This is a genomic window from Limisphaera ngatamarikiensis (assembly GCF_011044775.1).
GTDB classification, from domain to species: Bacteria; Verrucomicrobiota; Verrucomicrobiia; order Limisphaerales; family Limisphaeraceae; genus Limisphaera; species Limisphaera ngatamarikiensis.
On the sequence record NZ_JAAKYA010000082.1, the window covers coordinates 107,611 to 127,218 of the forward strand.

21 protein-coding genes and 1 other RNA gene are annotated in these 19,608 nt (G+C 65.5%); 8 read left to right on the plus strand and 14 right to left on the minus strand.

Annotation, left to right across the window (positions count from 1 at the left end):
- Positions 1-21 precede the first annotated feature (21 nt).
- Both G4L39_RS12485 and G4L39_RS12490 read right to left on the minus strand, forming a co-directional pair.
- Positions 22-897, minus strand: a complete 876-nt coding sequence (locus tag G4L39_RS12485; protein ID WP_165108557.1) for a S1 family peptidase — start codon at positions 895-897, stop codon at positions 22-24.
- Complete coding sequence (locus G4L39_RS12490; protein WP_165108559.1) at positions 894-2,972, minus strand: PDZ domain-containing protein; 2,079 nt, start codon at positions 2,970-2,972, stop codon at positions 894-896. Before G4L39_RS12490 ends, G4L39_RS12485 begins: the two co-directional genes overlap by 4 nt.
- Before the next feature lie 155 nt (positions 2,973-3,127).
- On the opposite strand from G4L39_RS12490, the gene ssrA reads away from it, so the two are divergent.
- Positions 3,128-3,481: a transfer-messenger RNA gene (gene ssrA, locus G4L39_RS12495) on the plus strand.
- A 207-nt stretch (positions 3,482-3,688) separates the two neighbouring features.
- Here ssrA and G4L39_RS12500 read toward each other — a convergent pair.
- The 6 genes from G4L39_RS12500 to G4L39_RS12525 form a co-directional block, all read right to left on the minus strand.
- On the minus strand, positions 3,689-4,768 hold the full coding sequence (locus G4L39_RS12500) for a polyamine ABC transporter substrate-binding protein (protein WP_240893991.1): 1,080 nt from the start codon (positions 4,766-4,768) through the stop codon (positions 3,689-3,691).
- Positions 4,753-5,580: an ABC transporter permease gene (locus G4L39_RS12505; protein WP_165108561.1), complete on the minus strand. Its 828-nt coding sequence runs from the start codon at positions 5,578-5,580 to the stop codon at positions 4,753-4,755. Before G4L39_RS12505 ends, G4L39_RS12500 begins: the two co-directional genes overlap by 16 nt.
- Positions 5,577-6,521, minus strand: a complete 945-nt coding sequence (locus G4L39_RS12510; RefSeq protein WP_165108563.1) for an ABC transporter permease — start codon at positions 6,519-6,521, stop codon at positions 5,577-5,579. The genes G4L39_RS12505 and G4L39_RS12510 overlap by 4 nt, the downstream gene beginning before the upstream one ends.
- 4 nt (positions 6,522-6,525) lie before the next feature.
- Entirely contained in the window at positions 6,526-7,680 is a 1,155-nt protein-coding gene (locus tag G4L39_RS12515) for an ABC transporter ATP-binding protein (RefSeq protein WP_165108565.1), read from the minus strand.
- Positions 7,681-7,975: 295 nt separating this feature from the next.
- Entirely contained in the window at positions 7,976-8,356 is a 381-nt protein-coding gene (locus G4L39_RS12520; RefSeq protein WP_165108567.1) for a hypothetical protein, read from the minus strand.
- A gap of 181 nt (positions 8,357-8,537) precedes the next feature.
- Positions 8,538-8,861, minus strand: a complete 324-nt coding sequence (locus G4L39_RS12525) for a hypothetical protein (protein ID WP_165108569.1) — start codon at positions 8,859-8,861, stop codon at positions 8,538-8,540.
- Between the two features lie 1,684 nt (positions 8,862-10,545).
- Here G4L39_RS12525 and rpmH point away from each other — a divergent pair.
- The 5 genes from rpmH to G4L39_RS12550 all read left to right on the plus strand — a co-directional run bounded on the left by rpmH (position 10,546) and on the right by G4L39_RS12550 (position 13,953).
- Positions 10,546-10,683, plus strand: a complete 138-nt coding sequence (gene rpmH, locus G4L39_RS12530) for a 50S ribosomal protein L34 (protein WP_165108571.1) — start codon at positions 10,546-10,548, stop codon at positions 10,681-10,683.
- A gap of 7 nt (positions 10,684-10,690) precedes the next feature.
- Positions 10,691-11,143: a ribonuclease P protein component gene (rnpA, locus tag G4L39_RS12535; RefSeq protein WP_165108573.1), complete on the plus strand. Its 453-nt coding sequence runs from the start codon at positions 10,691-10,693 to the stop codon at positions 11,141-11,143.
- Positions 11,140-11,523 (plus strand): membrane protein insertion efficiency factor YidD, encoded by a 384-nt coding sequence (gene yidD, locus G4L39_RS12540; protein ID WP_165108575.1) that lies wholly within the window; start codon positions 11,140-11,142, stop codon positions 11,521-11,523. The genes rnpA and yidD overlap by 4 nt, the downstream gene beginning before the upstream one ends.
- Before the next feature lie 24 nt (positions 11,524-11,547).
- The gene (locus G4L39_RS12545) at positions 11,548-13,395 is read left to right on the plus strand and encodes a YidC/Oxa1 family insertase periplasmic-domain containing protein (RefSeq protein WP_165108577.1); all 1,848 of its coding nucleotides are present in this window, start codon (positions 11,548-11,550) and stop codon (positions 13,393-13,395) included.
- Positions 13,396-13,488: 93 nt separating this feature from the next.
- Entirely contained in the window at positions 13,489-13,953 is a 465-nt protein-coding gene (locus G4L39_RS12550; protein ID WP_165108579.1) for a Jag family protein, read from the plus strand.
- Between the two features lie 276 nt (positions 13,954-14,229).
- Here the strand turns inward: G4L39_RS12550 and rplI are convergent, their stop codons facing one another.
- Genes rplI through G4L39_RS12580 form a run of 6 tightly spaced genes read right to left on the minus strand, consistent with a single transcriptional unit; the run spans position 14,230 to position 17,961 of the window.
- Entirely contained in the window at positions 14,230-14,841 is a 612-nt protein-coding gene (rplI, locus tag G4L39_RS12555; protein ID WP_165108581.1) for a 50S ribosomal protein L9, read from the minus strand.
- 27 nt (positions 14,842-14,868) lie between these two features.
- A complete protein-coding gene (ssb, locus tag G4L39_RS12560; protein WP_165108583.1) occupies positions 14,869-15,294 on the minus strand; it encodes a single-stranded DNA-binding protein in 426 nt (141 codons plus the stop codon).
- Positions 15,295-15,319: 25 nt separating this feature from the next.
- Positions 15,320-15,628, minus strand: a complete 309-nt coding sequence (gene rpsF, locus G4L39_RS12565; protein WP_165108585.1) for a 30S ribosomal protein S6 — start codon at positions 15,626-15,628, stop codon at positions 15,320-15,322.
- Positions 15,625-16,233, minus strand: a complete 609-nt coding sequence (pth, locus tag G4L39_RS12570; RefSeq protein WP_165108587.1) for an aminoacyl-tRNA hydrolase — start codon at positions 16,231-16,233, stop codon at positions 15,625-15,627. Before pth ends, rpsF begins: the two co-directional genes overlap by 4 nt.
- Positions 16,234-16,281: 48 nt before the next feature.
- Complete coding sequence (locus tag G4L39_RS12575) at positions 16,282-16,989, minus strand: 50S ribosomal protein L25 (protein ID WP_165108589.1); 708 nt, start codon at positions 16,987-16,989, stop codon at positions 16,282-16,284.
- Between the two features lie 27 nt (positions 16,990-17,016).
- The gene (locus tag G4L39_RS12580) at positions 17,017-17,961 is read right to left on the minus strand and encodes a ribose-phosphate diphosphokinase (RefSeq protein WP_165108591.1); all 945 of its coding nucleotides are present in this window, start codon (positions 17,959-17,961) and stop codon (positions 17,017-17,019) included.
- A gap of 538 nt (positions 17,962-18,499) precedes the next feature.
- Between G4L39_RS12580 and G4L39_RS12585 the strand changes: the two genes are divergently transcribed.
- Entirely contained in the window at positions 18,500-19,138 is a 639-nt protein-coding gene (locus tag G4L39_RS12585) for a DUF4339 domain-containing protein (protein ID WP_165108593.1), read from the plus strand.
- Between the two features lie 10 nt (positions 19,139-19,148).
- The gene (locus G4L39_RS12590) at positions 19,149-19,577 is read left to right on the plus strand and encodes a hypothetical protein (RefSeq protein WP_165108595.1); all 429 of its coding nucleotides are present in this window, start codon (positions 19,149-19,151) and stop codon (positions 19,575-19,577) included.
- Positions 19,578-19,608: the final 31 nt, after the last annotated feature.

Genomic DNA, 19,608 nt, shown 5'->3' on the forward strand with positions numbered 1-19,608 from the left:
GGGTCCGACCCGGCGTGTGTTTCAGGGTCCCGACGGCCGCGTTTCACCGCCGGATTGGGCTTTTTCGGCATCCCCGGGCCCGGTGCGGACTTGTTGGGCCACTTTGACGATGTCCGCGGCGGGCAGGATGATGCCGGTCTGGTCGTCGCCCTGGATTGCCAGAACCGAAAGGGCTCGGGAGGCGCCGGTGGCCCGGCGCATCACGCACAGCCCCAGAACCTGACCGTCCAGGGTGAAGACGGGCGAACCGAGTGTGGTGGTGGTGATGGTGTCGCCGGGCACGTAAAACAAACGGGGTCGGCGGACCACGGCGGCGATGCGTTCAAAGGAGGCCGCGTGGGCGCGGCCGGCCGCGCGGCCCAGGCGGGTGAGGGTGACCACCGGATCCAGCACCTCGGCGGTACCGGCCTTCCGGAGATCCACCCAGGGCATGGGTTGGGCCGGCGGATTTTTCGGGCGAAGGAAGGCCAGGTCGAGGTCCCGATCCCGCAACACAATTTCGGCGGGCAGGTCCGTGCCGTCGGGCAGAAGAATTTTCAGGTCGGTGATCTCCGATTCCATCCGGAACTGTCCGTCATCTTCGCCGAGCATGGCGCCGATGCGGCCGAACATGGCCGAGGGATCGATGGAGGAGAGCGAGGTCACGGTGAGACCCTCGGGGCTGATGACGGTGGCGGTGGCTTCGGAGCGGCTTTCCCCGCCCGATTCGCCCCGGCCGCCGAAGGAGAAGCGGGTTTTCATGGCCAACTGGAGGGTGACCACGGCCGGGTGATGCTGTTCGAAGACGGCCCTGCCCTGGCGGGCCAGTTCATCGCCCCGGGCCGGGCCGGGGCCGTACGCCAGCAGCGCCAGCACTGCTGCGGCGAGCGGACCGGGAAGGATGCGCATGGTTTTCATGGGGATTGGGAGGTGTCGTTCCATCGGGGTTCCAGTTCAAGGTAACGGGTGTGAATGCCGCGCAGGACCTTCAGGATGACCGGGCTTTGTCGGGCGGCCGCCACGCGATCCATTTGTTGGCGGAGGCTGTCCACGCCGGTTACGGGCCGACCATCCACTTCCACGATCAGATCCCCCACCAGCAACATGCCCAGGTCCGCCCAGCCTCCGCGCCGCACCTCCGTCACACGGGCGCCCTGGACGTCCTCGGGCCACTGTTCTTCGGCGCGGTCGAAGAACGAGACATCGCGGGCGGTGAATTCGAAGGTTTCGTTGCGGTAGGTTTTCATTTCGCGGGGCAGGCGCGGGGAGGCGGCCAGTTCCACCGGGATGCTGAGGGTTTGGTTGTGGCGTCGGATGGTGAGGGTGACGGTACTGCCGATTTCGTACTGGCGGATGAGCGCGGGGAGTTCGTCCTGGTGTTCGGCGCTGGTGGCGGTAAGGGGTTCACCGTCCACGGCCAGGATGAGGTCTCCCACCTGCAATCCGGCCCGTTCGGCCGACGTGCGCGGGTAGACGCGGGTGATGTAAAAGCCGCGGAGGTCGGGTTGCCCCAAGCCCTGCGCCAGCGGTCGGGTGATCACCATCACCTCGACCGGCAACCAGGCCTTGGTGACCTCGCGGCCGGGATCTTCGAACTCGCGGCTGCCGACGCGGACCACGGTCATGAGCCGTTTGTCACCCCGCTCGAAGGTGGCGAGGACGGGAACAGGTTCGGTTTGTCCGTGGGTGAGTTCGCGGGTGATCTGTTCCAGGTCGGCCAGGGACCGGACCGTGTGTTCGTTCACCGCGACGATCACGTCCAGCTCGTTCAGGGGCGGGCGCGCCTCGCCGGCGGGGCCGCCGGCGCGCACCGAGGTCACCACCACGCCGTTGGTATCCGGCCGTTTCATTTCCAGGGCCGACAACGGTGTGAGGTCGCGGGCGGTGATGCCCCAGGACCGGATTTCCCTGGGTCGGGCGTAGAAATCGCCGCGATCCACCGGCACGAGGGTCAGGGGGATCTCGCGGCCGTTGCGTTCGACGACGCAGGGGACGGGCTGGCCGATGGGGAGACTGCTGGCCAGGCGCATGAACTCGGGCATTTGTTCGTCGAACCGGACGTCCACGGGCCGGCCGGCCAGGGAGATCAACAGGTCGCCGGCCTGGATGCCGGCGCGGGCGGCGGGTGAGCCGGGCAGCACGCCGGAGATGAGGACGCCCCGCGTGCGGTCGCTGCGTTTGAACCTGGGCTGTACGTCCACGCCGATCCAGCTGCGTCGCACGCGGCCCTCGGCGATCAGGGCCGCGGCCACCTCCCGGGCCAGGTTGATGGGGATGGCGCCGCTGAGACCGAACCGGATTTCGTTGATGCCCACGACCTCGCCCCGGAGGTTCACCAGGGGTCCGCCGGAGTTGCCGCCAAAGATGGGTGCGTCGTGGCCGATCCATTTCACCAGGGCCCCCACATCCTCGCCATCCAACCGGAGCCGTGCGGAGGGGCCCATGAAGCGGGGCATGATCATGTTGGTGTTGCTGACGATGCCCAGGGTGACGGATTGCGAGAGTGCCATGGGGCTGCCCATGGCGAGGACCGGATCACCCACGCTGAGACGGCTCGAGTCGCCCAGGCGCGCCGGCACGAATCGCATTGGCCGGTCCGGTTTGAGTTTGACCACGGCGATGTCGGTGAGGGGGTCGGTGCCGACCAGTTCGGCTTCGACCTCCTCCAGGTTCCACAAGGTGCAGAAGATCCGCGTGGCCCAGCCGGCCACATGATGGTTGGTGATCAGGTAACCGTCCTCGGTGATGATCACGCCGCTGCCGACGGCCTGGCTTTTGATTTCGCGGCCTTCCGCGTAATCGGTGGTGACCACCCGCAGGCGCACCAGCGAAGGTCGGACCTGTTCGGCCACGCGGTTCAGTTGCGCCTGGGTGAGGGTGATCCGGGCGCGCGGGCTGACGCAACCGACGGGTGCGAAACCGAACAGCAGCAGGGACAGGAGCAACGTTCGAACTGCGCGTGTGGTTGTCGGCCGGGGCCGCGTGCTGTTCATACGCTCCTTTTACCGGGCGGGTTCGGCTTTGCAAGGCCGAAGCACCACCGGCCGCGCGTGGCCGTGGGTCGGGGTCTTGCGGTACGCGCACGGGCGTGGCGCGGTCGCTTGACGGGTCGGTCCCGGCGGGGCATGGTAGGGGTGTCCAGCCGCGTGGGGGCGATCCGGTTTCGACCTGGCCCGGACGCCAGAGGCGGCATGCCGAGGATGATGCGTTGGCCTCGTTAATCATCGCATCAAAAGAAAACTGCTAACGAAGAGTTGGCTCTCGCGGCCTGATGCGCCGCGACGTTCGCCGGCTGACGCCTGCTGGGCCGGACGAACGCGATAGCAGGCTGGGGCCGGACCCGGGGACGGCGCGGGTCTGCCCGAGAAAACCTCATGCCGTCAGGGCGGTCGGGTTCGCGTCCGCAGGTGATCCGATCGCCGTCAACCGCTGCGGACTAAGCATGTAGGCGCCGCTGGCTACCGTGTCAGGGACGGGGGTTCGACTCCCCCCGCCTCCACCATCTTTTTTTCTTCATGCCCGGGCCGTGGGGTGCGCCTTTGGCCCGGGGCTGCGGGCTTGGAAACCTGTACCGGCTGTATTGCTGGTTCCCGGGGATGGCCGGTGGCCGGGGCGGCTCGGAGCCCGCGTTGGCTGGGTGGCCGGGGTTTCAAACAGGGCGGGGACTCGCGCAGCGGTGAGGTGTGCGGATCTGTTGTCCGGCGTTGGTTTATCGGGCTTTGATGCGGGTCCAGGCCTCGTCGAACCATCGCATCGCAGGGCCGACGTCCCTGAGGTATTCGAGGCGCGAGAAGCTTTCCTCGGGAGGGTAGATGGCGGGATGATTCAGGTCGGCCGGGTCGAGCAGTGCGCGGGCGTCCTTGTTGCACGTGGCGAAGCGGGTGTAGCGGGCGATGCGGGCGGCGTTTGTGGGTTCCAGGATGAAGTTGATGAACTGTTCGGCCAGGTCCCGGTGCGGTGCCCGGGCGGGGATTGCGAGGTTGTCCACCCAGAGGATGCTGCCCTCCCTGGGGAGCAGGTAGACCAGGTTGGTGTCCGACCGCAGGGCGCGGGCGGCTTCGCCGTTGTAGACAATGGCTGCACGGGCCACACCGGACAGGACCTTGTTCATGCCGCCGACGCTACCGTCGAAGCCGAGGGCGCGTTTTCGGGCGCCGACCAGCAGGTCCATGGCCTGCCGGAGCCGGGCCAGGTTGGTGGTGTTGACGCTGTGGCCGAGATAGCGGAAGGCCGCGGCGAAGAGGTCCCGGGGTGAATCGATCAGGACGAACGGTCCCGGCTGTTGTTCGGGGTCGAAGAACAGTCCCCAACTGGCGGCGTGGGTTCGGCCCGGAGTGGGTCGAAGCAGGATCCCCATCGTGCCCCACTGGTAGGGGACGGTGTAGCGGTGGTCGGGGTCATAGTCCGGGCGTTGGAATCTGGGGTCGAGATGCGCAAGCCCGGTCAGGTTTTCTTTCCGCAACGGTGCCAGCAAACCCCTTCGGATCAGCACCGGGACCATGTTGTCGCTGGGCACGACGACGTCGTACAGTGCATCGCCCCCGTTGGCCAGGCGGGCCAGCATGCTCTCGCTGTCTTCGTACAGGTCAATCACCACGCGACATGTATGGAGCCGTTCGAAGTCGGCCACCACGGCCGGGTCGATGTACTCGGACCAGATGAACAGGTGCAGTTTCGATTCCGCGGCGGTGGCGCGGGGTGCGTCACAGGGCGCAAGCCCCAGGAGCAGGAGCATTGGGAGACGCACCGCGGCCCGGCACAACTGCTGCAGATTCAATCGGGTGTCCATGGTTTCTTGTGTGTCAGGTTCAGGGCCAGGGTCAGAATCACCGAAGCCAGAATCAGCAGGGTGGAGAAGGCGTGCACTTCGGGCGACAGCCCGCGTTTGGCCGAGGCGTAGATCCAGATGGGCAGGGTGGTGGCGCCGGGACCGGTGGTGAAATAGCTGACCACGAAATCGTCCAGGCTCAGCGTAAAGGCCAGCAACGCACCGGCGAGGATGCCGGGTCGGAGCAGGGGCAGGGTGATGGAGCGGAAAAGCCGCCAGCCAGAGGCGCCGAGATCGCGGGCTGCCTCCTCGAGGGCGGGATCCAGTCGGGCCAGTCGGGCCCGGACCACCAGCGCCACAAAAGGCAGTTGGAAGGTGACATGAGCGGCGATCATGGCGGTGAGGCCGGGTTGAACGGCGGGCCACCATGTGCCGACGACGGAGAGGGCCAGCAGCAGGGCTGCAGCCAGGAGGATGTCGGGCAGGAAAATTTGCAGGGACAATCCGCGTTCCAGGAGCCGGTGACCGGGGAACCTGGCACGGCTCAGCCCATAGGCCAGCAGAGTTCCCAGGACGGTAGCGATTGCTGTGCTGGCCGACGCCAGCACCAGGGTGTTTCGACACGCCTCCCATGCAGCGGCGTTGTGGGGGAGGGCCTTGTACCAGGCCGTGGTGAAGCCCTCCCAACGGCCGCCGTGACGGGCTGCATTGAACGACTGCATCACCACCATGGCCAGCGGTGCGTACAGGAAGAGGTACACCGCGAAAGCGCAGGTCGTCGTCCAGACGCTTGGGAGACGGGCCGGGCGGCTGGTGGATGGGCGCGGATTCATGGCCGGGCGATGGGTGACCGGGTTTGGCGTCTTTGCAGGAGCCACAGGCCCACGCATACCAGGGCCAGCGCCGCGGTGGCCACGGCGGCGCCGAATGGCCAGTCACGGCTCACCCCGAACTGTTGTTGGAGCAGGTTTCCCAGGAACATCAGACGCGCGCCGCCCAGCAGGTCGGGCACGACGAACTGGCCGGTGGCCGGCAGGAAAACGAGCACCGACCCGGCGGTGATGCCGGGGAGTAGTTGTGGCCAGAGGGCGTGGCGGAAGGTCTGCCAGCGACCGGCACCCAGGTCAAGGGCAGCCTCCACCAAACGCCAGTCCAGCCGTTCTGCGCATGCGTACAACGGCAGGACCATGAACGGCAGGAAGTCGCAGACCATGCCGATCAGGACGGCGCCCCACCCGGGGTAGAGGCCTTGGTCGGGACCCAGCAGTCCCGCCGCGCGCAACAGCCGGCAGGGGAGGCTCTCCGGGGCCAGAAGCATCTGCCACGCGTAGGAGCGCACCAGTAAATTGGTCCAAAACGGGATGACGACCAGCGTGAGCGCGACGGTTCGCAACCGTTCAGGCAGGCGCACCAGCCACAAGGTCAACGGTAACGCGATCAACAAACAAAGCCCCGTGGTCCACAGACCCAGGAAAAGACTCCGCACCAGCACCCACGGATAAACCGGATCGAAACCAAACACGCCGAATCCCAGCAAACGCCGGTAGTTTTCGAGGGTGATGGGGAGGGTGATCTCGCCGTCGGGCCCGCGCGTGAGGACGCTGGTGGCCAGCAACCCGGCCAGGGGGAGTGCGCAACACACCAGCATCCATACCGCGGCAGGCGCGCACAACCATCCGGACAGGCGCCGCCCCCGGTCCGGGTTGGAAACCTCGTCGGCCCCCGGAGGGGCGGTCGCTGACCCGCCAGCAGCTTCGCAGTGCAGCGGGGGCATGGGGTCAGTCCTCGAGCAGGTTCAGAAACTCCGGCGGTAGGTGACAAACCACCGTGTCTCCGACGGCGAATGGGCCGTGAGCGGTGCCGTTGGGTGCCTGGAGGGCGCGCAGCTGTTGCGGACCGCAGCGGATCCGGTACTCGGTCGTGGAGCCGCGGAAAATGGTTTCCTCGACCTGTCCGAGCCAGCCGTTGGTATGGGCGGGGGCCTGGTCCGGCCGGAACAATTGGATCCGTTCAGGGCGGACGGCCAAGGTGACCGTCCGGCCCGGAGCCGCTCCCGACGCTCCATGGGGCCGGGGCATGCAGAGGAACCCTGACGCGGTTTGGATCCGGAGCTGGTGGTCGCCGACAGCGACGATCCCGGCCTGGATCAGGTTGCAGTTGCCCAGAAACTCCGCGACGAAGCGGGTTCGGGGCCGTTCGTACACCTCCCGGGGCGGACCGACCTGTTCGATGCGGCCCCGGTTCATGACGGCGATGCGGTCGCTGAGGGCGAGCGCCTCCTCCTGGTCGTGGGTCACGTGAATGAAGGTGAGACCGAGCCGGCGTTGCACCTGGCGGAGCTCGGCCTGGAGCTGGCGGCGGAGCTGAAGGTCGAGCGCGCCCAGGGGTTCATCCAGCAGCAACACCTCCGGCTCGTTCACCAACGCGCGGGCCAGGGCCACGCGCTGCTGTTGGCCACCGGACAGTTGGTGTGGCCGCCGGTGGGCCAGGTCTTCGATGCGGACGCGGGCCAGCACATCGGCCACCTTTTCGGCAATCCGGTTTTCCGGCAGACGCCGCATGCGGGGCCCGAAGGCCACGTTGTCCCATACGCTGAGGTGCGGGAACAGGGCATAGGATTGGAAGACCATGTTGACCGGCCGTTGCTGCGGGGGCGTGCCGGTCACGTCGCGTCCGGCCAACCGGACCCGACCCTGGTCGGGTTTCTCCAGGCCGGCCACAATCCGAAGCAGCGTGGTTTTGCCGCAACCGGACGGTCCCAGAAGGCAGAAAAACTCCCCGCGCTCCACGCGGAGGGAGACCCCGTCCAGTGCGGTGACACCGCCAAACCGGCGGACGATGTGGAAACATTCCACGGCCGGGCCGGAAGTACTTTCCGGTTCCGGTGCCGGTCCGGGTTCATCGAGGGTGGCGAACTCGCGCACGCTCTGCATGGCGCCATTTGTAGCACAGCCCGTCCGGTTGCCAACCCCCGGGCGCGGGCGCAGTGCGGGGTGGAGGGCGAGCACGGACCTGCCCGGCGGGCGGAGTTTGGGTGGCCGCGTTGGCCCGCGCGGTTGGAGGATCAACCGGGGCGCTGCGGCGCGGGATGCGCGAGAGGATCTTTGTAGACGACAGGACCTGATCCCCCGGGGCAAACCCTTGGCCGGAACGGCCACCACGACGGGCGACGACCGGATGGACCACACTGTTGGACAGCGGGCCACCCCGGGTTGCCGCATTTGGTGGTCACGTCCCGGTCTCGCGTTCCCATGGGATGGCCACTTCGGTTGGCACCTGCAGGTTTCTGGCCCGCATGGCCGCTTCTGTAGATTCGAGAGTGTGAGAGCGCCGCAGATCTGCCGCGGGACAATCGTTGCCGTTTTCCGGCAAGCACGTGCGCTCCAGGGTGGTTTGGGCAACGGCTTCCCGGCAGCTTGCCAACACGACGTCCTCCGGGACGAAGATCCCTCCCGCTGCAGAAGACCTGTTTTGCGACCGACGCGGATCCATGCTGCCGGCGCCGACTCGAAGTGAAAGCTTCTGCTGTTGCTTGCGCTTGTTTTCGTCCGGGTTCGTCAGGGCCTGCTGTTGCGAACTCTGCCTGTGGCGGCCCATGCGCACCATCACTGGCCGGTCGCTGCACGCGGCTGGATCACAGCGGCACTCGAGCGTTGGTTGCCCTGTCCGTTCATGTGCGTCCCGGCACCAGACCGTTCTCGTGACAAAACAGTCCGTGGATCCAGCAGCATCGAAAGTGAACCTCCGCTTGCGTGTCCGATGCGAAGTGAAAGGCGCTGCGGCTCAGCGTTCAGGGCACGGTATCGTTACGGAATTTGAGTCTGCAGGCGAGCACGACGATAACGGATGCGACAAATGCACTCATGGCTGCTGCCGATGAAATCGTCCCAATCATCTGCCAAAAGGGGACCTTGCCCTTGTCCCAGCGGCTCGGGTCAAACAAATCTCCCTGCCCAAAGGCCAGGGTGGTCAGCACGGTTGTGATGAGCGTGCCGACCAGGGCCCAATGCCAGCCCGGTCGGTGATGCCTGGCCAGAGCATGCCGACAGCCGATGCTGGTGAAATAGGCACCGCTCAGGGCAGTGAGGAGGACGAAGATGGCAACAGGCACCATGGCGTTTAGCGGACTGTTAGTGGTTTTGGGACCAATCCGAAACCGTCAGGTTGGCAGCTTTTCGCTCGGACCTCACATATCAAGCCTGATCCTCCCGGGACAGTGCGGTCAACAACATTGTCGCGGACGCCGTGCGCTCAAATTCGATGGATTGCGAATTGGTGGCCGGCGGTGCCACGGGCTTTTGACTGATCAGCACGGGGAGATTCGGACCCGGCAGGCTGTTGAAAACCGCGCTGTTGCGCGATGGCCTTGGTTTGCTCCCGTGTGGAGGTTACGTCCCATGTGGTCGGGCGCCGATTTCGGCCCGCCACCGCCGCTGGCACCGGCTTTTGTACCAGCCGCATCGGCGTGGTTGCACCCACTTGGACGGCCAGGAGCCCGCCCCGGAGGCCTCACCCCGCCCCGGCCAAGCCCTGTCGCGCCGTCCGCAGCAGATTGTAGGCACCCACGACAACGTAGGGCCGGGCCTGCGTCCGTTTCCGGCCCCGATACTCACTCCGCCGCAAGGCCCCAACCGTCTTCGTCCGTCCGGAGATCTGCTTTACCCGCTTCCGGATCCTTGGGCTGAGCCGGTGACCGGCTTGACCGGTGGCCCGTTTCTCCGAGCCCGAACCCTTTCACCCCGACCAGGGGGCATGGCGGAAGGAACTACAAAGACGCAGAGCGCGCAGAAGCGGAGCATGGAGAAGGACGAAAGTGGAAGAGGCAAGACAGGGCGGGGGTGCTGGCCAGGAGATCCTTCCGTGGCCTTTTGGCTGAAGCTAGGGGTTACAGGTCCAACCGGTTTCGCTTCAGCGCCGTTGTGGCAGGCGTATTTCAGCGGGCCGCGGGACGAGGCCATGTCTCCTGTTGGTCTTGGCAGGGCGCGCAACGATCTCGCGCCAGCCCGGGAGGGGCACGGTCCTCGGTGCCCGCTCTTTTTTCGGACCGCGGGGGCGCGGTCCCTGTCGAATCCGTGCGCTCGGAAGGCCGCGGGTGGATCGCCGTCTTGGCCGACAGCCTTGCGTCCGGTCCGGCCCGTGGTATGCAAACGCTGGCAAGCTGCAGCTGGGCCCTGGATTCTTTTTGGCCCACAGCCTACGAGACCCTTTCTGTGGATCGGCTCTGTGTACTCTGTACTTCCGGGGTTCGTCGGAACAGACCATCCACGGAAGGCGCGCAACCCGGACCGGTGATGCTGCGGCTGGTGTCGTCGCACCGGCGGTCGCCGTGGAAGTCGATTGCCGGCGTGCCCGGGTCCTCCTTCCTCGCTGCTTGCACCTCTGGTGCATCCGTAGCGTCCTTGCGGACGAAGCTCTTCCGACTGGCCCGGGATGGGAGGAGTTTGCCGTCGGCGCCCGGGTGTCCGTCGCCCGTCCAACCTGGCCGGTGGGACGTTTATGGACTTCGGCGAATCGGGGCCGGCGTAATTGGGTTCGGTCCGGCGCACCCGGGTTGGCGCCAAGGATGGTCGGCTTTGCGGGTGGAGCTGGTTCCGGGTGCAGCGAGCCTTCTGCGTGATCCGGCCAACTCCGTCCGGGTAGCAGATTTCAGTTCGGCTCGAATCAGGGGGCGAAGTGGTCGGGGTTGCTTGACAGCCCGGCAGGTGCAGGTAGCCTGTGAGGCTCCGGTCCGGGTGCAACCCTGAACGGGGTCGGCGTGGTGAACTGAGCCCGACCGGTGAATGTGTTTGGATCCAGGTATGAAGCGGACGTATCAACCATCGAAGTTGTGTCGGAAACGGCAGTACGGGTTTCGGGCCCGGATGGCCACCAAGGGTGGGCGTGACATTTTACGTCGACGCCGTCGGAAAGGTCGTAAACGTCTGACACCCGTGTGATGTCCGGATGACCGGGCCAGTACGCCGGTATCGGCTGGGCAAGGACCAGCGGTTGCGGCTGGGCGGTGAGTTTGCCCGATTACGCACCGAGGGCCGGCGGATGGCGCATGGTTGTTTGATTGTCAACTGGCTGGAGGCGCCGGGGCGATCGTGTTCGCGGCTGGGGGTGGTGGTGGGTCGGAAGCTGGGCAAGGCGACGGTTCGGAACCGGGCACGTCGGTTGTTGCGGGAGGTGTTTCGGTTGCATCAGTGGGACCTGAACCGGCCGGTGGATCTGGTGCTGGTGGCGCGGCCTTCGATTGTGGGCAAGCATTACCGGGACGTGGAGGCGGATTTTTTGGAGCTACTGGCGCGGGCCGGTCTGCTTCGGGAGCGCCCGGTCACCGGTGGTTCTCCGGTTGTCGGACCCGGCTGCGAGGAGCGTGGTGGCCCAGAGGGAGGAGGCGCGGCGAAGCCATGAACGTGGGGCGCCGGATCGTGCTGGCCTGTCTGCGCGGGTATCAGTGGTGGATTTCCCCGCTGTTGACGGCGTTGTGCGGTCCGGGCTGGGGTTGCAGGTATCGTCCCACTTGTTCGGCCTACGCCAGCGAGGCGATTCGGCGGTATGGGGTTTGGCGTGGGGGCTGGCTGGCATTGTGCCGCCTGGCCCGGTGTCATCCGTGGGGTGGCAGCGGTTGGGATCCCGTGCCGGGGACGGCGGAGGGAGAGGATGGGGCAGGCCTGGCGGGTGGGGACCGGTCGTGTGGATGCGATGAAGGACGGAAGGCTGCCGGGCTTGGACCTGGTGGGATGGGGGTTCCGGACCGTCGGAAGGAGGTTGAGGGTTTCGGTAGGGCTTAACCGCGTTGATTGGGGCGATTTTGCATGGATCGCAAGTCAATTGTCATTCTGGTCATCTGCCTGGGTTTGTTGCTGACCTGGCCGTACATCGTGGCGCGGTTGTATCCGCCGGTGCCCCGGACGGCCCCGGACGGGGCAAGCGGCACGGGAGCGCCACCGGCGGTGGTGAGCGGGGTTGCAACTTCGGCGGTGCCCGCAGAGTTGGGGTTGGGCGTGACCCCGGCGACTCCGGCGACCGGGTCGGTCGGTGGGGTGTTACCGGTGGCGCTGCCGGGGTCGGAGGAAGAGGAAGAGACCCTGACGGTGACGGTGGGGGATGCCCGGTACACATTCACCTCGCGTGGTGGGGGGTTGAAGCGGGTGGAGTTGCTGAAGTACCCGGAGACGCCGGGCCGGCGGGTTCGGGTTAACGGTCGGACCAATGAGGTGGCCGAGCTCAACGGGAGTGGCCCGGTCCCGGTTTTGACCTTGTTGGGGGATGCTGGATGGGTGGAGGACGGACGATTTCGTCTGGAGCGGGCGGGGTCGGTGATCCGGGCCGAGAAGGTATTGAGCAACGGGGTTCGGGTGATCAAGGAGTTTGAGCCCGGCAGCAATTATCTGGTGCGAGTGCAGGTGCGGCTGGTGAACGAAGGACAGGCCGCCGTGAGGGTGCCGGTGCAGGAATGGGTGGTGGGGACGGCTGCACCCATGGGGATTGACGACGATGGGGATCTGGTGGGGGTGTTGTGGTTTGACGGGAAAGGGAAACATGAAGCGCTGATTCCCTGGTTTGAGAATCGCGGATTTTTGTCGTGTCTGGGGCTGGCGCAGCCGCGGCCGCGTCCGGAGTATCGGGCCGGGGAGAGCAATGTGGTTTGGGTGGCGGCGCAGAACCGGTTTTTTGCGCTGGTGGCGATGCCGAAACAGCCGGCGTGGCAGGTGGTGGCGCGGCGGTTGACGTTGCCGGCGTTCGAGGCGGTGGACGCGCCGGCGCGGGCGCGGGCCCTCCCGCAGGGTTGCCTGACGGCCGTGGTGTATCCGGAGCGGAGCCTGCCTCCGGGGGGGACGTGGGCGGAGGAGTGGCAATTGTACGCGGGGCCGAAGGAGTACCGGACCCTGGCGCGGATTGCGAACCGCTTCCAGAACGAAGTGGATCTGGTGATGGGGTATGGCGGGTTCTTTGGGTTTTTCTCGAAGGTCCTGCTGTTGTCGATGAACTGGCTGCATGACTTCGTGGGCTTGTCCTATGGCTGGGCCATCATCGCCATCACGGTCATCATCAAGGTCCTGTTCTGGCCGCTGACCCAGGCCAGCACAAGGTCGATGAAACGGATGGCGGCGCTGCAACCGCAGATGAAGGCCATCCAGGAGAAGTACAAGGATGATCCGGCGAAGCTGAACAAGAAGATGATGGAGTTCTGGAAGGAGCACCGGATCAATCCGATGAGCGGCTGCCTGCCGTTGTTGTTGCAGATGCCGGTGTTCATCGGGTTCTTTTACATGATCCAGAGTGCGATCGAGCTGCGGGGGGCGCGGTTCTTGTGGGTGGCGGACCTGTCAAAGCCGGACACGCTGTTCTATGTGTTCGGCTTTCCGGTGAACCTGCTGCCGTTGTTGATGGGGGCCACGATGTTGTGGCAGTCGCATTTGACGCCGCCTTCGCCGGGGATGGATCCGGTTCAGCAACGATTGTTGCGTTGGATGCCGCTGATGTTTCTGGTGTTCCTGTACCATTTCTCGGCCGGGTTGACGCTTTACTGGACGGTGCAGAACCTGTTAAGCATCCTGCAGATGAAGCTGACGCGGGCCCTGGAACCGGCATCTGTACCCGCAGCCGCACCGGCGGCGCAGGGCGGCGCGAAGGGATTGCCGCCCAAGAAGCGCCGGTGAAGTGGGGTCGCACGCGTCCCGGTGCCGCAGGGCCATGGTGACGGGCGTGTGAGGGTACCGCGGCCGGGGGCGGATTTTGGAGCTGAACCGTTTATGCCAGCCGATCCAAAAGCGACGTTGGAACGCCTGCTGACCCTTTTGGGGTTTGAGGCCACGGTGGTGGAACATCGCATGCCGGAGGGGGTTTTCCTGGAGGTGCAGACGCCGGATGCAGGGCGGTTGATTGGGCGGCAGGGCCAGGTGTTGTCCGATTTGCAGTATTTGACCAACCGGCTTCTTTACCAGCAGGACCCGCAGGCGCCGAAAGTAACGGTGGACGTGGGCGGCTATCGGGCTCAGGCCCGGGAGGTTCTGGTGCGCAAGGCGCGGGAGGCGGCGGAGAAGGTGCGGCGTTGGGGTGACATCGTGGAGATGGAGCCGATGAACGCCTTTGAGCGGTGGGTGGTTCACCAGGCGTTGAAGGATGATCCCGCGGTGGAAACGCAGAGCGTTGAAGTGGAGGGGTCGGAACTGAAGGCCATCGTGGTGCGGCCCCGGCGGAATCCGACTCCGGCCTGACGGGTGCGGGGTGGTTCGTGGCAGGGCCCGTGAGCTGATTGGCGCGTTTCAGCGCGGAGGTTTTTGGGGGTCGGTGTTGCCGGGGGCTGTCTGCGTTCGCGTCCGAGTGGCACCGGATGGTGCACCGGCGCTTTCATGGATGGGGTTCGGATCGGCTTGCGGGCTGGGATCGGCAAGTCGGGCGGGGTATTGGCGGTTGGGGAAAAAGGAACGTCCCACACCGGTGTGGTGTGGGACGTTGCGCCAAAGCCGGGCTGGTGTGAATGGCCCGCCGGGTCAGGATGTCTTCTGAGCCTTTTTGGCCGCGGCTTCCTTTTTGCCTGATGCCCTGGTGGTCTTGGGTTCCTGGGCTTCGGCGGTGGTTTCGGCGGTTTGGGTTGCGGCCTCGGCAGCGGTGGCCGTGGCGGCTGCCTGGGTCGCCAAAAACGTGGGGTTGCTGCTTTCGACGCGCACCTTGAGCACGCCCTTTACCTCGGGGTGGAGCCGGAGTTCCACCTCGTATTCGCCCAGGCTTTTGATGGGTTGTTCGAGGTGGATTTGTTTTTTGTCCAGGCTGATGTCGAACTGGGTTTTCAGGGCGTCGGCGATGGTGCCGCTGGTGACGCTGCCGAAGAGTTTGCCGTCGTCGCCGGTTTTGACGGTGATGACGCAGATCAGTTTGGCCAGGCTCCGCGCCAGTTCGCACATGGTGTTGTATTCCTGGGCCTCGCGTTCGGCGCGGCGTTGACGGAGCACCTCGAGGCGGCGCTTGTTGGCGGCCGTCAACGGGATGGCCAGCCCGCGGGGGAACAGGTAGTTCCGCGCGTAGCCGGCGGCCACGGTGACCTGGTCGGACTCGGCGCCGAGTCCGACGATGTTACTGGTGAGAATGACTTGCATCTTGGCCATAGGAAACTCCTGGAATCGGGGTTGGGATCAGAACGGGACGTCGTCGTCCGGGGGCAACGGTTCGGCCTCCGGAAGCTCGGCCGGTGCTTTGTCGGCGTTGGGAGCGGCTCCCTCGGCCCGGCCGGAATCGAGAAAGGTGAAGTTTTCCAGCACGACGCTCAATTTGCTGCGTTTTTGACCGGTTTGTTTGTCCTCCCACGTGTCGTAGCGGAGGCGCCCTTCGATGAGGACGGACCGGCCCTTCTTCAGGTATTGTGCAATGGTTTCGGCGGTTTTACCGAAGGCGTCCACGTCCACGAAGGTGGTTTCGTCCTTCAGTTCGCCGGTTTCGGTCCGCCAGCGTCGGTTGACGGCCAGGCCCAGTCGCGCAATGGCGGTGCCCTTGGGGGTATAGCGCAGTTCCGGGTCCCGCGTCAGGTTCCCGGCGAGGATCACCTTGTTGAAACTGGCCATGGGGCACCTCCGGTGGGGGTTCGGGTCAGGCCGCGGCCCCGGCCGTGGCGGGTGCCACGGTGAACATGACCCGGAAGATTTCCTCCATCAGTCGGAATTTGTTGCGCAATTGGGCGATGGCCTCCGGCGGGGCTTCGAAGATGAAGTTTACGTAAAACCCGGAGGTCACCTTCCGGTTGGCGACGCGGGCGAAGCTGTGCCGACCCATTTTTTGGACGGTTTCCACCCGGCCGCCGACGTTTTTGATCTGGGCGGTGATCCGGTCAATGATCTCGTTGAGACCTTCCTCCTGACCGGCAGTATTGAGGATGAACAGACCTTCGTACCGTTTCACGTTTCGTCACTCCTGCCGGGTGGGGGATTGACCCACCCGTTGTAAAGGTTCATGGCCCGAGCCAAACCGTGGTCGAGCCAGCATTCCACCTGCTCTGCGGCCCGGTCGAGCACCGGCTGCAACCGTTCCCATTCCTCCGCCGTGAACGGGCTGAGGACGTACCCGGTGATTTCGCGGGTTCCGGGTTGACGTCCGATCCCGATGCGCAGGCGCGGGAAGGCGTCGGTGCCCAGATGGGCCAGAACGGATTCCAATCCGTGATGGCCGCCGGTACCGCCGCCGGGGCGAAGCCGGATCTGGCCCAAAGCCAGGTCTGCATCGTCCACGGCCACCAAGATGCGGTCGGCCGGGATCTGGAAGTACCTGGCCAGGGCAACCACGGCGCGGCCGCTGAGATTCATAAAGGTCAGCGGCTGGCAGAGCAATACCCGGGCGTTGCCCCGGCTGACGCGGGCCAACCGGCTTTCGAAAGCACGCTCGACCGACCAGTCCGCTCCCCACCGCCGCGCCAGGCGCTCGGCCAGGAGAAAGCCCGCGTTGTGCCGGGTGCGCTCGTACTGCGGCCCGGGATTGCCCAAACCGGCCACAAGGTACCAGGCTTCCATGCACGCGCCAAGTGGCAGGGGTTGTGGAGGGGCCTGTCGGCATTCCGGCTATTTCTCCTTCTTCTTATCCTTGGCCTCGGGCTTCTCCTTGGTTTCCGCGGCGGGGGTTTCCTCCTTCTTCTCCCTGATCATCTCGACGGCGCCGGCCTCGGCCGGGGCACCGGCCTGGGCGGCCGCCTCGGCCTCCTCGCCGCGAGGCACGGCCACGGTGATCACAGGGGCGGTTTTTTCGCCCAAGACTTCCACGCCCGGCGGCACGGGAAGCTCACCGAGGTGGATGGTTTGACCCGCCTGAAGGTTGGTGACATCCACGACGATTTGCTCGGGCAGGTCCCTGGGGAGGGCGCGGACTTTGACGCGGAACAGGACGTGCTCCAGGATGCCGCCGCCGGTTTTGACGCCGATGGCTTCGCCCACGGTTTCGACCGGGACGTACACGGTGACTTTTTCGTTTTCGGCGACCTCGTGGAAGTCCACGTGGAGGATGGCTCCGCTGAGCGGGTGCCGCTGGATGTCCTGCAGCAGGGCCAGGCGCCGTGGCCTCTCATCGCCTTCGACGTCCAGGTCCACGAGGATGTTCTCTGCCACCGTGTGTTGGAGGAGCTTTTCCAGGTCTTTGACGGGGACCTGGAGGGGTTTGGGCTGAGTGTGCCGGCCGTAGATGATGGCGGGCACGTGACCGGCGGCCCGGACTTTCCGGGCGCCGCTCCGTCGCGTCTGGCTTCGCGGAAATGCTTTCAGCGGTACGGCTTTCATGTCAGTACGTTTTGTCCCGGCGACCGATCAACTGGTGCGGCCGCCGTTGAATTCGAAGAGCGAGTTGACCGATTCATTGTTGTGAATCCGTTTGATCGCCTCGCCCAACAGTCCGGCCACGGACAGGGTGGTGATGTTCACCCCGGTGATGACCGGACGCAACACCGTATCGGTTGTGATCAATTCGTCAATCTTGGAATTCCGGAGTCGTTCGATGGCCTGCTCGTTGAGGATGGCGTGGGAGACGCAGGCCAGGATCTGTCGGGCCCCCCGCTTTTTGAGCAGCTCGGCTGCCTGGACGAGGGTACTACCGGTTTCGGTCAGGTCGTCGACCAGGAGGCAGTTTTTGCCGCGCACCTCGCCGATGAGGGCCAGGGACTCGACCTCGGTGGGGCTGCGGCGACGTTTGGCCACGATGGCCAGGCCGGCCTGGAGGGTTTGGGCGTAGGCATAGGCCATTTTCATGCCGCCCACGTCGGGGCTGACGACCACCAGGTTCTGCAACCGTTTCTGGCGAAGGTACGCGTACATGACGGGGGCGGCGTAGAGATGATCCACCGGGATGTCGAAGAAACCCTGGATTTGCTGGGCGTGCAGGTCCATGGTGAGGAGCCGGTTGGCGCCGGCGGCCACCATGAGGTTGGCGACCAGTTTGGCGGTGATGGGGACGCGCGGCTGGTCTTTGCGGTCCTGCCGGGCGTAGCCGTAAAAGGGGACCACGGCGGTAATCCGCTGGGCACTGGCCCGCCGCAGGGCATCCATCATGATGAACAGCTCCATCAGGTTGTGGTTGGTGGGGGGCGAGGTGGGTTGGACCACAAACACGTCCTGGCCCCGGACGTTCTCCTCGATTTTGACAAAGGTTTCGCCGTCCGGGAACGGACGGATCGTTGCCCGGCCCAGTTCGATGCCGATGTACTGGCAAATGGCTCGAGCCAGAGGCTCGTTGGCTGTTCCACTGAATACCTTCACGTGCAGGTCTCCTCAGGAAACACGGATGCCGGCTTGCAAAGGCCGGTCTGGTTGCTTTGGGAACCCCAAAACAAAAAGCCACCGCAATCCGGTGGAAAAGCGGCAACTACATTACCAGAGCCGAGCCAAAGGGCAAGCGGCCATTTGAGGTTGGGGGCACGGAGCCGGAGATGCACGGGGCCGGGTGCCGTTTCGAGCTTCGATGGGTGGTGGGACCCTTTGCACCGGCAGGGTCATGGGGCGGATCAGATGGGGGCTGAATCTCTTCGGGCTCAGCGCCCCTGTTTCGTGCAATGCGCCGTGCCGTCTGGTCGGGTCACACGGCACCGCTGGCTGGTCGTCGCCAGCCGCGCCGGTCTGTGGTCTGACGGCGGGTTGTCGTAAATCGGGTGCAGCAAGGGCGGATAGCCGTTTCCGGGGTGCAAGTCGAGGCCGTTGGTGTGTGGATTGGGGCTTGCCGGGGAGGCCGGCGCGGCTCATGCTCGGCACCGGTCAAGCACACAACCGGCACGGAACAACGAGTCGAAGGAGTCTGGCCATGTACAGGATCATCGGAGGCGACGGCAGGGAGTACGGGCCTGTTTCGGCGGAGCAGATCCGGCAGTGGGTACGGGAGAACCGGGCCAATGCCGACACCCGGGCCTGTGTGGAGGGGACGAACGAGTGGAAGCCGCTGCGGGCTTTTCCGGAATTTGCGGATCTCTGGCCGTTGGGGATGCCGGCGGGGCTGTCCGGGGGTGTGGCGGGTGCGCTTGAGATGAGCGGGTCGGCGCGAGCCCGGGTGTCCGGGCCTGCGATTGGGTTGCTGATCACGGCGGCGCTGGGCGCGGTGGTGAATCTGGTGTGGCTGATCAGGATCGCCACCGGCGTGAACGTTGTTCCGACCCGTGGTGAGGTGCCGTCCGAGTTGGTTCCCCTGATGGAAAAGTTCAGTTCTGCGGTGGGCGTAGTGAGCTGCTTGATCGGTTTGGCTTTGTCCGCGCTGGTGGCGTATGGGGCCCGGCAGATGCAGACCATGAGCAGCTTTGGCTGGGGCGTGACGGCGGCGGTTCTTGCGTTGATCCCGTGCACGTCACCCTGCTGTGTGCTGGGGGTGCCGATTGGAATCTGGGCGCTTGTGGTTTTGTATCGGCCGGAGGTTCGGGCGGCGTTTGGTTCGCAGGCGGGCGTGGTTTGATCGGCGTCAGGTGCCGCGGGCACTGCCAGATTCGGGTTTGACGCGCCGGGATCGGGTACGACTGGCGATCCTGTTAAATCAGTTGGCGGCGCCGGGGTTGGGCTCCTGGTGGATGGGGTATCGCAGGGCCGGGGCCGCTCAGTTGGCACTGGCGCTGACGGGCTTTGTTTTGGTGTGTTGGTGGTTTGCGGGGGTGGCGATGGGGGCCGTTCGGGGCCTGATGGTGGTGGACGAACCGATCCAGACCGCGCCGAATGTGCGGCGGTTGGAGTGGGGATTGGTCCTGTTTGGTTTGGCGTGGTTGTGGTCCGGTTGGACCAGCTGGCGGATGTGGCGGGCGGCGCGCAGGGAAGGTTCCGGACTGTTGGTGGACCCGTCCCCGGCAGGTGGGGCAGGGGCGGAGGACCGCGCCGGGGGGCAACCGCCGGTTTTGGGTTGAACCGTTTGAAAAGGCCGTGGAATCCGGCATG